Genomic DNA, 12,615 nt, shown 5'->3' on the forward strand with positions numbered 1-12,615 from the left:
CAGCGCAACATCAGTAACACCTGGTCGTCGGACAGCTTGAGACGGCCAGCGCAACATCAGTAACACCTGGTCGTCGGACAGCTTGAGACGGCCAGAGCAACACCAGTAACATGGGGCGGGCAAGTTGAGAGCATCCTGATGCATTCCTTGCCCGCCCCGACCGTTCGGGTACAAAAAAGTTACCTAAGGGTAGGGACTGCTGTACAGATCCTACTCAATCCCCAGAGCACCCCAACGATCAATCAAAAGCTAACCCACGATTTTTAACGTAATCACAAATCACCCTTATGTCCCGCTGAGGGATCGGCTTAGGGGCATCCGAGCGCCCGCTGAGCCACCGTCTAACGGGCGGTCGCAACCTGGGGCCGGCCCACCGATGTCATTTTCCGAAGTCGTCTGCACGGAACGTCAGGAGTCCTCTGCACTATAGGAACAGCTCATCTGGGGCGGGGCGGGTCGAGCAAGGATCCAGCGGGCCCGCCTGATTGGTGGTGCGGTTTGGCTAATTCCTTGGTGAGGCGTGCATGCCACAATGAGGCCCATGACTCGAATCCTCATGATCGGCATCCACGCGCGAGCCCTCGACTATAGCAAGCTGCCTCCTGGCCTCGACGAGGCCACGATGACCGAACGGATCGAAGCGGGGTTCGGGGCCACTACGGCCGCCGGCTTCGACGCCGTCAACTGCCTGATCGGCACCTCCCCGGACGAGGCCGAAGCAGAGATTCGCTCGGCGTTCGGTCGTGACCGTTTCGGCCTCGTGATGATCGGGGGCGGCATCAGGATGATCCCGGAGTACACCGAGCTCTTCGAACGGATCATCAACGTGTGCAATGCGGAATCGCCCGGAATCACCTTCTGCTTCAACACATCGCCCGAGACGACTCTGGACGCGTTGGAGCGTCACGCCCAGCCGTGAACGTCTGCGACGCGATCCGGTGCGTCGACTAGCCTCGGCGTTTCGTGTCGGCGGTCATGGATCCCTTTCGGGACAGACTCAGTGGGCCGTCTAAGGAGTTGGTAGCAACGGTACCGGCGCTATGGCCGGGCCTGAAGTCCAGCGTTTGGCCGTTGCTCGGGACGGTTTGGAAGGTCAGCGTCCCGCGTCAGGTCTGCTCCCTTATCCAGGGGCAGTGCCTCGATGGCGGGATCCCGCACTAGTGCCGATACGAGTTCGCGCCTGCCCGCGACTATCGTGGAGTCGAAGTCAATTTCCGTCAACATGACCCAGCTTCTGTCCGCCGGCCATAGGATGCTCGGCGACTGCGGGAATTGTGGGGAATGGTGCCAGGGCACATGATTCACCCAACCCGGGTCACGGTAAAACTGTGGGGCGGCATTGAAGAGGTAATAGGCGCGGCCCGGCAGGGTCAGTGTTTCGCCGTTGATCACCTCTGCCGGTAGCAGGCCTTGACCAGGCCCACTGTCCAGGGCGGCGGAATCGGGAGCATTTTCCCCAGGCGTCGAGTCGTCTGAGAAAGTGAGCTGAGCGTGGCCGATGGAGCTTGTCAGACCTCCCCATCCTTCCCATATCGCGGACACCCCCTCGTTTGGCGTGGATGTGTGTTCACAGAGGCGGGCAGCCAGTGCTGCCAGTATGTTCGGTGCGAGGTTGCCGGTTAGGGGTTCCGAATAACGCCAGCCCTCGCTGTCAAAGACTTCCCGCCGGTTGGGTACCTGCCCAAGGAGTCGGTGGAATTGCGCCAATGGGTGCATCTTGGTCCCGAACGCACCCGCCACGACAGACCAGCGGACCTGTTCCTCGTCGAGGGGGAAGACGTCCGTTCGGGGATGCCCGTGCCACGTGCCGGTGTCCCGGGGGCGGTCCCGCACCACCGGATGGAAGATCCTGGCGTAGGCGGGGAAGCCCCGAGGCACCACAGCGTGCATGTCATGCCACACGGTATCCAACAGTGGCCTGAGCCATTCACCGGGCGCAGCATTGGGCAACGATTCCATGGCGCCAGCCTAGTAGCTGGCACGGGGCACGGACGGGCAAGAGTAACAAACCACAAACGGGTGGAAGCTGGTGCGACACCGTGATGGCGACCCGATGAATGCAGTGTCCGTTGAAGGATCGGCTTACGGGCGGCTTACGGGCGGCCTTCTGAGGCTCCCGAGAGGGATCGGCTTCCTCAGACCGGGATACCGTGAAGGCGACGTCCTCCCGTGGTTAGCTTTACCCCGACCCCGCGAAAGAAGCCTGATGAAAACGGACATTGAAGTACTGGCAGCCGACATGATGCGATTTGCGTCCCTGCTAAGACACATGAATCTCTCTGTCGTGGCGCTCAAATACGAATCGCTTGCCAGAGCGCTTCAGAGCGAACCATCGGAAGAGTCTGTGGAGCAGGTTCGACTGTGGCTCCGCTCGTCAACGAAGGGCGGCAGCGGAAGCCTCAGTGACCGGTACGTGCAGAAGGACGGCGCGGTGGATGAAGTCCTCAACGCCGAGTACGAAGAACTTCTCCAGAAGTTCACGGATTTCGTCAATGCTGAGCCGGAATCGAAAGAGAGCGCGGCTGCTGCCATGTTCGCCAATGGAGGCACTTACTTCCGTCTGATCGAAACTCCCGTCCGCAATAGATGGTTCTCCCTCAAAGGAACCTTCATTTACGAAGTAGCGACTGCGCCGGGAGTCACACGGCTGGTGACGTTGGATCAACTCGGTCAAGCTGTCGGCTATGGGCCGCAGGACTCCCGGAAGGACTGGCAGGAGTGCCAGATTGTTGCAGACCGCCTTTTCAGGGAGGGACGCAGGGACGATTGGGTTCACTACTCCAGCTCCTATGTCGTTCCGGACGAGACACTCCGAAAGGACTGGTAGCGATATGTTCGCAAAATGAAGCGTCTACCTGAGGCAGATGACAACGAGGAGGCGCAAAGGAGTGTTGGTCCGTGGAGTCACCACCCATAGCCGTCCAAATAGCGCTTCCAGACAGACGAAGGGACTGGCCCGGCTCTTGATTCCCACCTAAGCCGCCAGATGAAGGGAGGTGTCCCAGCAAAGGATCCTTTACCGAGCAGGTCACCGCGGAACTGCCGCTTTCCAAGCAGTCGCGGCGCGGTCCACCTTGAACTGAGTATCGCGAGGCCGGGGGTAGCCTTCTGGCTATGCTGCCACTCGCGAGTATTTGCATCCAACGGCCGTTTCATTGGGGAATTGTCGTCACCGCTGATGCCGAGTCCGGAAGCCAGGTTCCCGATGGGGACCCCGAGAAGGCTGCAGGTCGAAGCAGTCAAGCGCAGGGTCGCAATCTCCGATCAGTACCAGACCGGCCTTCACATCGTTGAGTAGGGCATAGAGAAGCCCGTAGATCAAACCGTACTGGATGATCTCCGGGCTTTCTTGTGCTCGCTGCTAGTGGAAAGCTCCGCCAGCCTCCAGGATCGACTGGGCCATAACGCACTGGCCCCAGATGCAGAGTGCCACCCAACCTCCGACCATGATATAGGTGGCTACCCGAGAGCCGTGACGCATGTGGTGAGAATCCGGCTTCCGCCCGTCACGCACGAGGCCGATCAGGGTAAGCGGGATGGGAAGCATCGCAATCTGCATGGGGATGCCAGTGCCCTGCCTATTGTACTTCCCGTCGTATGGCATCCGGGTATCCCACGGAACGTTCAGGAAGGCGAAGATTGCAGTGCCGACGCAGAGCGCGAGTCCGCCCCACACGATGATCCCGGCGTGCCTGGAGACGATCTTGCCCAACCGCAGGTCTTCCGCCGTGAACTTGCCCTTGTCGGTTTCGATGCCCTCTTCAAAGATTGACTCATCCTTCTTCATGCTGCCGTACGCCTTCCCTCTCGTGATGTGCCCGGTGACTTCCCTGAGCCTACCGTCGCATCGCGGACCTGCTGCTGGACAGGAAGAAGCCCGAAGATCAAACCGTACTGGCTGATCTCCGGGCTGGGGCAGGAGGGCTACTTGGCTTGAGGCTCACGCATTTGATACCTTCGGTTTCCGGTTGACTGATCAGGCATTTTTCGGAGCCCAAGAGACTTTTGAGGACCGGATCAACGGGCTATTGGGAATGGCGGCTTCCGCCGCAAAGGCATCCCCCGAAGCCTGACGCAGTCCCGAGCCAGAGACCATGGGCAACAAGTTGAGAGAATGCATGAGCGTCCCCAAGAGGATCCCTGATCGGTCATTTAGTCCGCATTGGGGCCGCCGGGTTTTCTAGATCTCGTGCGTTCTGCTTGCCTCGGGATTAAGCTTCGGCCATGGGACACCACAGCGACCCGTCGGTGCCGAACTGGACGTTCTGGCTTTGGGTGGCTGCTGCGGCCATCCCACTCGGACTGGGCGTCACATGGACAGTTAGAAACTTCAGTCCGATAGCTCCAGATACCCTGGCTATCCCGGTCGCCTGTGCCGTCGTCTTCGTGATGGCAGCAGCCTTATCGTCCCGCAGAAGCGAACGGAAGTTGAGCGATAGCGCCCATTTCACTCCTATCGAGTCGGGGCAAGAGTAGGCCGGTCGCGTCGGCGGTGAGCGTGTGCGTTGAGGGATCGTGCAGCGGGCGGTCAGGCCGGGTTAGCTGCAGAATTCGAGGTAAGGACGTCTTTGCGGATTGCCCAGCGGCCGATGGCGGCCGCTGGGCAATCAGCAAGGCCGGCTAGGGGATTGGCGATAAGGCGAACGCCCGAAGTGCCTTTACGGCGCTTCGGGCTTTCTTGTGTGCTCGGTGGGCTGTAGGCCAACGATTACCGCCGCGGTGGCTCTGTCTCAGAACTGTCCGTCGTAGCTGTCCCGCAGGCCCTGCGCGGTGAACTTCCAGCCTGCGACGAGTTCGCTCAGGTCTTCGTCCGGAGTTGTCCTGCCTAGCTCGCGCATCAGCTTCATTTCGGCTTCCACGTATGCGGCCTGCTTGTCCGCGTAGTCGATCAGGGCCCGGATCTTATCCGGTTCCAGCTCAGGCGGCTCAGGCGGCGGCGGCATCTCGATCATGCCGGCCATTCTGTCAGAAGCCCTCGTGGAGAACAGCGCTTAGCCAGGGCCGGCGGGAGGGGACGGGACCGGCCGGGTGGCTCAGGCGACCTTCACCGGGATGAGTTCGTAGGTGTTGTCGCAGCCTCCGCGCGGCGGCGTGTGCTCGATCCCGTACAGGTGATCGGAGATGGACTTGTCCGGCCTGGTGGCGACGACGCGGATCCGGGAGATCGGGACCGGGGCGTTGTCGGGCTGGACGAACGGCGACTTCTGCGGAACCATCCATCGTCCGGAGCTGTCGCGGGTGACTGGCACCGGGGTGCAGCGGTCATTGGTTCCGAAGCAGGCGGAGACGGCGAGGGCGCCGGAAACGCCCGAGAGATCGAGCTGCACAGCGTCCAGGTTGACGAAGCCGACGGCGGGGCAGGCTACGGGTGCCGGGGTGCAGCCGGTGGCGAGCATAAGCGGCAGCACCATCATCAGCGCGGCGAGGGACCGGTTCTTCATGGCGTCAGCGTAACGCCGCCGGGCCGAATCGGCTGCACGTTCAGCGTCAGAAGTCGTGAGGCCGAAGCCCCGGGATAGATCCCCGACGGCCACCGAGGTGATGGTGCCGGCGGTTGCGTACAGCGCGAGTAGCGCCAGAAACCGCTCCCGCAGCAATAGCTGCAACAACACTGTGCATCCTGGGGGATACATTTGGAAGCGCACAAATACGCCGCCATGGTCCTAACGGCTACAGTCGGCGAAATTCTCAAATCCGAAGGGGCCACCAGCGAGTTGGCTGCTGCCCCCATGGTGGCCTACTTCGAAGCGAACTGAGTCTAATACCGAGCTCAGCGGCCACCGGGCTGTAGTGGCGTGCGGGCTCAGCCGATAATCCAGTCCTCGGCACGAATTAAGTCGACGAGTTTCCCATGACCTACTTGCCGCTGGCCCTTGGTGTCGCACCTGCGCCGGCCGCACGGCATTCTCTGCCAGAAATGTCACCCCCTCTAGAGGCTGGCTCCATGAATCCAACGCTTGGAGCCAGCCTCCATGCGGGCCGTTGCGCTGCTCGAGGTCGCCCAGATAGTCGAGCATGCGCCCTTCCAGGGCGCCGGGTCCTTCGGATTCTTCCGCGGCGAGCCGCGTCAGCGTCAGGGCCGCGAGGTCCGGGCTGTCGTAAATGAGTCCCATGGGCCAACGCTACCCACCCGCCGGCGCGGTCAAGAGCCAGTTTCAGCGCCAGTGGTAGGATTCCAGCGCGCGCAGCAGGGGAGCGGGGCCGCCTTTGAAGCGGTCCACGGCACGGGCGCCGGCAAGGTCCCGGGAGGGGCTGACCATCCAGAGCGTGAAGTAGTTGTGCGGGATCTGCAGCTCCAGCGGGCGGCGTTTGGTGGACATGGCCGAGCTCGACATCGTCCGCGCACGGGGCTGATTTTTAGGACTCCCGGCGGCGCCGGGCGTCGTGAGGCCCTTGACCGGAGCTGGTGGTGTCATGCCTGCAGCGAGACGGTGGGGAATTTTTTCCATTCGCGGTGGAAGCGGGTTTCTGCCTCGAGTGCGGCGGTTTGTTCCAGCGCGTGCAGCCGTCCGTAGCTGAATCCGTTCTCGCCCAGGGTGAAAGCCTCGGCTCCGAGCCGGCGCAGGAGCTCGCGGGTGACGACGCTGTCCTGGTGGTCACCGAGGACTTTCTGGACGCTGTGGGCGGCGTCGGCCAGGCGGGCGGCCTGCTTTGGGTTGACGGGGGCGGCGGCTTCGGCTGCGTACCGCAGCCGTTTGCCGTCCTTCCGGGCCTCGTGCAGGGCCGGGTGGTCACCGGTCCCGGCAGTATGCCGCTTGGCTTCCCGGGCCGCAGTGCGCAGCCGCTTGATGTCGCGTTGGACCATGCGGGGGATGACTTTGACCGCTGGTTTGGATGCCAGCGGCGCGAAGGGCGGGGCGGCGATCAGGGCCTCGAGGGCGTCGAGCAGCCGGAAGTAGCGCTGTCCGTCCAATGCTTCCAGTGCCTTGGTGTGGGCCTCCTGGTAGGCACCTCCGAGTTCCAGATCAACCCGGCGGATGACGGGTCCCATGACCAGCTCGCCAGGTTCTTCGGCGACCATGTCCTTCAGGCGTGCGTGCATGACCTCAGCGTCACGGGCCTCACCGAGGACGCCGGCGAGCCATTTCAGTTCGTTCCGCAGGGAACCCACCGTCTCGGCGTCGTCCAGCAGTTTCCGGTACGTTGCCAGCGCCGAGCGCATGCGTCTGGTGGCAACCCTCATCTTGTGGATCGCGTCGTGGGCGTCCTGCCGTACGAGGGGGTCCTGGTCCTTGAGTTCCTTCACCTGTTGCCCGAGGTAGGCGAGCATCACATCTCCGGCCGGCCCCTTACGCTTCGGCGCCGGCACCGCCTCCGTGGAGGCAGGATCCAGGTTCAGGGCGCGTGCCAGCTTGGACTGGTAGGCGGAGGGCCGGACGCCTGCTCCAGTAAGCCGGTCCTGCACGGACTGGAGCAGGGCCCGGGAGCCCGTGACGAGTTCAATCTCCCACTCCCGCCAGCTCCGTGTGACCGGATTAGGTCCCAGTGTCTCGGCTTGCACCCGGTCATCACAGAACTCCGCGAGAACGGCGTCCTTCTTGTCCCTGAGCCGATACACGACGCGCCTTGTCTTCAGCCGGACCACCGGCACCAGCGCGCGGTCCCTGGTGTGCACACGGACCAGCCCGAGAAGGGCGTCGGGGACGCCGCCGGCCTGCCCTCCGAGCGGTTCGCGGAATTCCGTCCGTTCGTCCGGTCCTGCGGGAAGTTTCAGGTGCCATCCGGCGTCCTCTCCGCCGGTCCTGCGGCGCAGGGTGATCCGCGCGGACGCCAGGCGCAGGTCCTCGGTGTCGAAGTACTCGGCCTCCAGCCGGTGCTCCACCGGCTGGTCCACCCGGGCAACGCCGGGCAGGTCCTGGGGCGAAGGAAGAAGGGCCTTCTCCTCGACATCAAACTTCCGTTCGATCTCAACAACGCGTGTCGTGGACATACCGGAATTCTACGTCCGCCACCACGGCATGACAGCAGCAAACCACAGCCGCCCCGCCCGGTCGAACCAACGGAGCCGACCGAACTCTCAAGGGGACACGCTGTTGTCAGTCAGAGCCGTGGTGACGTTGGGTCGGCCGCGTCCGGCGCGCTGCCGAAGGCATCGAACCCGGCCTGGCCCCGGCCAATCAGCCGACAGTTGCCATGCGGGCGCGATTCGTTCTGAGTCCTCGGTCATCGCGGCGGGCGCGGGCAGGTCCGGCCGCTGAGGTCCCCTTAGCGCGGTATTTCCCCTCGTTGAGGGGAATCCCTGGCCGGCAGAGGTAGCGGCGTCTTGTTTCCGCTGCAAAACAGGCGGGCTGAAAGCGAAACGGCGGTTCTTCGCGTCAGGTCAGCGGCGAAGGATGAAGATGAGGTCAGGAGGCCTCTGCCAGTCGGCGAAGTGTGACACCCACGAATATGGCCCACCCCCAATCCTTCGCTGGGCCCTATCCGTGGCGGTCATTCCGTCCCGGATAGGGGCCGGGAAGAGTGGGATCCTTGCGCGGCAAACCTGCGTCGATGAACTTCGTGCTCGATCAGGACGAGGAGCTCGGAACTCGCATGTGATGCGTCCGCGTTCTGGACTTGGCGAAGCGACTGTGGCGCAGCCTGCGGAGGTCATCAGCTGGCACCAGAGGCCAAGCTCCGTATCTGTGGAATACCCGCTCGGGGTGCTCCGGGCCGACTGATTTGGTCATGCGGCTAGTCTCGGTGCGACGTCGGGCCGGCCCCTGTGACGGGTGCTCTCCGGATGTGTGGCGAGAGTTTCCGCCCCGGAATCTTTAAGTGCCCGGAGCGCTTCATGGGAGTCGCAGCGAAGCTGATTTAGGTCCAGCTGAACAGCGAATCCCGGCAGGATCCGTTCGGCGCGGCGCACCACGGCAAGTAGACCGCGTACGTTGTCGGAGGTGAGTCTGCCGGAAGGCCGGACAATGACGGAGCTGGCGTCCATGTCAACGGAGACAGTGACGGCGAGTTTGGTGGTCATAGAAACAAAGCTCTCTACGAAACACGGAGAGGCCGTCTGCAGGACCTCACCCCAAGAATACCTTTGATGGCTGCAGGCAACCAGATTTTTTGTGAGTTGCGTTACACGGCGGTACGCTGCGGAAACGCGCGGACTCCGGCAACTTCGCTTTAGTGGTCGAAGTTATCAACTGTCAGGTTGGGGTATACCCAACCTGACGTCAGGAAGGGGCCGGCATTCGAGTCAGGCTACGGTCGCTTGTGCTACTGACTGACACTTTCCTTCAGATTCATAGAGTCTGACAGCGTTCTTCGGCGGGCGGGCCAGGTTTGCCCCAGCCTTACTTGAGCTGAAATTCGGCCTAGAGCGGGTAGTGGTCGGAGATGCGCCAGGAGAATTCGTTTCGGGTGAGTCGAGCCATGATGGAGGGATGAGGTCGAACGAGCCGGCTAGGCGCCGGGGCCGGGACGCGCGTTGAAGCTTGCCTGCAGGGGCTGCAACGTCTGATAGCTGATCGGTTGGCGGTTCGCCGTTGCCTGGTCGCCGTGACCGGGGCCTTCGGTGCCCGTGACCTCTTGTCGGGTTCAGATCCGGCGGGACGCGCTACGTCTCCGGGTCGCCGGCAGTCAAAGCACAGTCTTGTCCAGCAGCCGCATTGCTGGCATGATCTGCGTCAATTGCGAGTCGGATTGGCTGGATGGCAACCACTACGGAGTCTAGATGAGCATGGTTGAATTGAACGACGTGCAGGAGTCCGGAAAGTTCGAGTACCCGGCCGAAGGTGCAGCCGACATCCACGCATACCTCTCGGACGACCACCGGACGTTTCCCGCGTGAGCTCCTCCACGACACCGGGTGCCTGGACCTTCGATACCATCACCGTGCAGAGAGACGGACCGGTCCTGTTCGCCGAGATCCTCGCCCCACCCATGAACCTCCTGGGTCCGGAGCTGGTTCGCGATCTCGTTTCGCTAATCCAGCGAGCCGAAGCAGACACGGCTTGCAGGGTGGTGGTGTTCAAGAGCGGTGACCCTGACTACTTCATCTCGCATGTCGACCTGACGCGGATCCCGGAGTACCGGCAAGAAGCGGCGAAGCTGACTGGAGTCCCTTCAATTGCGCTCCTGTTCCGCTACCTAAGCGCAAGTCGCCTCGTCACCATCGCGCAGATCGAGGGTCGTGTACGGTCTGGAGGCAGCGAGTTCGTGCTGGCGTGCGACATGCGCTTCGCCGCGCTCGAGTCCGCCGTCTTTGCGCAGTTCGAGTCGGCGTTCGGTCAAATCCCCGGCGGCGGCGCAACCCAGTACCTCGCCCGGCTCATGGGGCGCGCACGCGCCCTCGAAGTCCTGCTAAGCGCCGAGGATTACTCCGCAGACCTCGCCGAACGCTACGGCTGGATAAATCGAGCCCTGCCCGCTAATGCGCTCGGTGCGTTCGTTCGGGCCCTCGCCGAGCGGATCGCGCAATTTCCTCCCGCTGGCGTCCTCGCGATTAAAGACCGCATCAACGCGATCACCCTCGCGCCGACCGATGACTTCCGTCGAGATTCCGATCTCTTCGGCGAGGAGGTGCGCAACGCAGAGACGCAACACCGCATCAACGCCGCCATGCACCATGGCCTGCAAACCCGACACGCGGAAATGGAGTTCGCCAACATCATCGATGGTCTGGCGACGTAATCCAACGGCGCCTCCGTATCGGCGGGACCAGGTCGCCACGCATCCGAGTGTTCGCGCGGAGCCTCCGTGCATCAGGCATTCCGATGAGCGAAGACAGCCCGGAAGGCGGAACGCCCGTAACTCTCCAAGGCCTTGGACCGGCTAGAGATCGGTGACGTGCTCACGGTGTGGAAGCTCGACCGTCTGGGGCGCAACACCCGGCATGTCCTGGACGTCATCGAGACTGTCCGGGAACAGAGAGCTGGTTTCCGTTCGCTGACGGAGGGACTGGACACAACCGGGCCGATGGGCACCGCGATGCTGACGGTCATGGCCGCGTTCGCGCAGCTGGAGCGGGACACGATGATCGATCGCACGAGGGCTGTTCTCGCCGCGGCCGCGGCTAACAACCGCCACGGTGGAGGGCCCCGCAAAGTGGACGACGCTGCCGCTGCCCGGGCCAGGGAACTCAATGGCAAAGGCACTAGCGCCTCCGACATCGGCAAGATGCTCGGAGTCTCCTGAAACCTGACACCCTAAGCGGCGGTAGGCTCCATTGCCCGCTCGACGGCGAGCCCAGCAGGGCTCATTTCCGTGCCCGTGGTCGTTTCGACCTCCACGACCATCGTTCCGTCCGGGTAGCTTCTGCGCGTCATTTTTCTCATGCCCTTGAGTATGCGGCCCCGGGCCTGTGCGCGCGTCGACGCCACCTGCCGCACACATGAGGGCCGGTACATGGGCAAGGAATACAACAAGGTCACCGAGATCGTCAAGATGGGCATGGAGTCGCTCTTCACGGGCACCAACGGCGGACTCATCGGCATCGGAACGCTCCGACCCGGACCGGGAATTCCGCGACTTCATCCTGGCGCCGTCGCCACCGCCGGGGGCCGCAACTCGCACGAGACCCCGTTGTCGGCCTGGCTGAAGTAGGCGGCCGGACTGGCAGGAACTGAAAGAACCCGCAGGTCAGGGGATTGACGGGCCTCACCAAGCACCTTAGGTTTTACTCATCCGTTCGCGCGGTGCTGGGGGACAAAGCGAAGACCGGTTACAAACAGAAGTGCAGTCAACGGTTGGGCTGGCTTTTCAAGCAGTGCGGTGTGACGACGGTGAACCGTTGCCGCCGGCAATGGTTCGTGATTTGAACCAACTGCTTTGAGGGGAAAGTATGTTCAACCGCACCATGTCATCTCTCAGGGGCGCTTTGGGTCTTGGCGCCATCCTCCTTCTCTCCATCTCGCTCATCAGCCCGGCCGAGGCCGCACCGACCACAAGCTCGCCAACGGCTTCCAGCCCCCGGGCAAATGTGAAAGTGCTGCCCGGGCTTCAGCCGTGCGTCGACCAGGCAGTCAAGCAGAAGCTCCGGCAGTGGGTCTGCAACGCAGAAGGCCTCACGATCAATAAGGATGCTGCGGGTCGCCAGGTCAACACCTTCGTGAAGAAGAAGTCGACCGACTACACCACGGCCGTCACCCAGCCCCGGACAGGAATCGTGACCCAGGCCGACGACTACGACAGCTGGTGCGAATTCGGCACCATCTGCAACAGAAAAATCACCAACTATATCGCCGAAACCAAGGGCAACGCAGCCTACGGGGACCAGAGGGGCGCCATCGGATCCTATGACGCCATCCTTCGCACCAGCCTCAACGGCCGCCAGGCACAGTGGAAGGCTACGGTCATTTGGGACAATGGCCCCCGACTGACATTCAGCTCGACACAGGTTCAATGCACCGAGCACACGTTCATTCCCCTCATCTGCGGCAACCACAAGCTGAACAACGTCAGCCCGACGACGACCTCCCCGGGTTTCCGGGTTGACTACCCGCTGATCTACGGAAATCGCCTCAACAACAGCAACAACTACCACGGCTCATTCCAGACGTCGTTCACCCCGGCCGGCTACCCGACATACAAGGCCGCGAACCTGGCAGCGATGACGTTCAACTGCAGTGGCACCGCCATCTGCAAATTCCCCTAGCAAGACAGCGTGTGGCCCTGCCAAGGTGGAGGCAG

General features: G+C 62.6%; 14 protein-coding genes. 7 read left to right on the forward strand and 7 right to left on the reverse strand.

Going from position 1 to position 12,615, the window contains the following annotated elements; all coding sequences use genetic code 11:
* Positions 1-541 precede the first annotated feature (541 nt).
* Positions 542-919 (forward strand): hypothetical protein, encoded by a 378-nt coding sequence (locus M2428_RS20875; RefSeq protein WP_028275079.1) that lies wholly within the window; start codon positions 542-544, stop codon positions 917-919.
* Positions 920-2,206: 1,287 nt separating this feature from the next.
* A complete protein-coding gene (locus M2428_RS20880; protein WP_277527886.1) occupies positions 2,207-2,827 on the forward strand; it encodes a hypothetical protein in 621 nt (206 codons plus the stop codon).
* Between the two features lie 534 nt (positions 2,828-3,361).
* Here M2428_RS20880 and M2428_RS20885 read toward each other — a convergent pair.
* From M2428_RS20885 to M2428_RS20895, 3 genes are all read right to left on the reverse strand, one after another.
* Positions 3,362-3,787 (reverse strand): hypothetical protein, encoded by a 426-nt coding sequence (locus M2428_RS20885; RefSeq protein ID WP_277527887.1) that lies wholly within the window; start codon positions 3,785-3,787, stop codon positions 3,362-3,364.
* 943 nt (positions 3,788-4,730) lie between these two features.
* Positions 4,731-4,952, reverse strand: a complete 222-nt coding sequence (locus M2428_RS20890; protein WP_277527888.1) for a hypothetical protein — start codon at positions 4,950-4,952, stop codon at positions 4,731-4,733.
* An 81-nt stretch (positions 4,953-5,033) separates the two neighbouring features.
* Positions 5,034-5,612 (reverse strand): hypothetical protein, encoded by a 579-nt coding sequence (locus tag M2428_RS20895; RefSeq protein WP_277527889.1) that lies wholly within the window; start codon positions 5,610-5,612, stop codon positions 5,034-5,036.
* A 21-nt stretch (positions 5,613-5,633) separates the two neighbouring features.
* Between M2428_RS20895 and M2428_RS20900 the strand changes: the two genes are divergently transcribed.
* The gene (locus tag M2428_RS20900; RefSeq protein ID WP_277527890.1) at positions 5,634-5,756 is read left to right on the forward strand and encodes a hypothetical protein; all 123 of its coding nucleotides are present in this window, start codon (positions 5,634-5,636) and stop codon (positions 5,754-5,756) included.
* Between the two features lie 399 nt (positions 5,757-6,155).
* Here the strand turns inward: M2428_RS20900 and M2428_RS20905 are convergent, their stop codons facing one another.
* From M2428_RS20905 to M2428_RS20915, 3 genes are all read right to left on the reverse strand, one after another.
* Positions 6,156-6,320, reverse strand: coding sequence for a hypothetical protein (locus M2428_RS20905; RefSeq protein ID WP_277527891.1), 165 nt, complete (start codon positions 6,318-6,320; stop codon positions 6,156-6,158).
* 92 nt (positions 6,321-6,412) lie between these two features.
* Positions 6,413-7,930, reverse strand: a complete 1,518-nt coding sequence (locus tag M2428_RS20910) for a CYTH and CHAD domain-containing protein (protein ID WP_277527892.1) — start codon at positions 7,928-7,930, stop codon at positions 6,413-6,415.
* Between the two features lie 735 nt (positions 7,931-8,665).
* Positions 8,666-8,959 (reverse strand): hypothetical protein, encoded by a 294-nt coding sequence (locus M2428_RS20915; protein WP_277527893.1) that lies wholly within the window; start codon positions 8,957-8,959, stop codon positions 8,666-8,668.
* Between the two features lie 812 nt (positions 8,960-9,771).
* Between M2428_RS20915 and M2428_RS20920 the strand changes: the two genes are divergently transcribed.
* Both M2428_RS20920 and M2428_RS20925 read left to right on the forward strand, forming a co-directional pair.
* A complete protein-coding gene (locus M2428_RS20920) occupies positions 9,772-10,617 on the forward strand; it encodes an enoyl-CoA hydratase/isomerase family protein (protein WP_277527894.1) in 846 nt (281 codons plus the stop codon).
* 132 nt (positions 10,618-10,749) lie between these two features.
* Positions 10,750-11,121: a recombinase family protein gene (locus M2428_RS20925; RefSeq protein ID WP_277527895.1), complete on the forward strand. Its 372-nt coding sequence runs from the start codon at positions 10,750-10,752 to the stop codon at positions 11,119-11,121.
* An 11-nt stretch (positions 11,122-11,132) separates the two neighbouring features.
* Here the strand turns inward: M2428_RS20925 and M2428_RS20930 are convergent, their stop codons facing one another.
* The gene (locus M2428_RS20930) at positions 11,133-11,261 is read right to left on the reverse strand and encodes a hypothetical protein (protein ID WP_277527896.1); all 129 of its coding nucleotides are present in this window, start codon (positions 11,259-11,261) and stop codon (positions 11,133-11,135) included.
* Between the two features lie 70 nt (positions 11,262-11,331).
* Here M2428_RS20930 and M2428_RS20935 point away from each other — a divergent pair, with 70 nt between their 5' ends.
* A complete protein-coding gene (locus M2428_RS20935) occupies positions 11,332-11,529 on the forward strand; it encodes a hypothetical protein (protein ID WP_277527897.1) in 198 nt (65 codons plus the stop codon).
* A gap of 253 nt (positions 11,530-11,782) precedes the next feature.
* On the forward strand, positions 11,783-12,580 hold the full coding sequence (locus tag M2428_RS20940) for a hypothetical protein (RefSeq protein WP_277527898.1): 798 nt from the start codon (positions 11,783-11,785) through the stop codon (positions 12,578-12,580).
* The last annotated feature ends 35 nt before the right edge of the window (positions 12,581-12,615 follow it).

Origin of the sequence: Arthrobacter sp. ES3-54 (assembly GCF_029504395.1) — a bacterium.
In the GTDB taxonomy this organism is placed as follows: Bacteria; Actinomycetota; Actinomycetes; order Actinomycetales; family Micrococcaceae; genus Arthrobacter.

Excerpts from the sequence above, each read along its gene's own strand:
- M2428_RS20875 (WP_028275079.1), top strand. The coding sequence starts at position 542 with ATGACTCGAATCCTCATGATCGGCATCCACGCGCGAGCCCTCGACTAT.
- M2428_RS20880 (WP_277527886.1), top strand. The coding sequence starts at position 2,207 with ATGAAAACGGACATTGAAGTACTGGCAGCCGACATGATGCGATTTGCG.
- M2428_RS20885 (WP_277527887.1), bottom strand. The coding sequence starts at position 3,787 with ATGAAGAAGGATGAGTCAATCTTTGAAGAGGGCATCGAAACCGACAAG.
- M2428_RS20890 (WP_277527888.1), bottom strand. The coding sequence starts at position 4,952 with ATGATCGAGATGCCGCCGCCGCCTGAGCCGCCTGAGCTGGAACCGGAT.
- M2428_RS20905 (WP_277527891.1), bottom strand. The coding sequence starts at position 6,320 with ATGTCCACCAAACGCCGCCCGCTGGAGCTGCAGATCCCGCACAACTAC.
- M2428_RS20910 (WP_277527892.1), bottom strand. The coding sequence starts at position 7,930 with ATGTCCACGACACGCGTTGTTGAGATCGAACGGAAGTTTGATGTCGAG.
- M2428_RS20915 (WP_277527893.1), bottom strand. The coding sequence starts at position 8,959 with ATGACCACCAAACTCGCCGTCACTGTCTCCGTTGACATGGACGCCAGC.
- M2428_RS20930 (WP_277527896.1), bottom strand. The coding sequence starts at position 11,261 with ATGAGAAAAATGACGCGCAGAAGCTACCCGGACGGAACGATGGTCGTG.
- M2428_RS20935 (WP_277527897.1), top strand. The coding sequence starts at position 11,332 with ATGGGCAAGGAATACAACAAGGTCACCGAGATCGTCAAGATGGGCATG.
- M2428_RS20940 (WP_277527898.1), top strand. The coding sequence starts at position 11,783 with ATGTCATCTCTCAGGGGCGCTTTGGGTCTTGGCGCCATCCTCCTTCTC.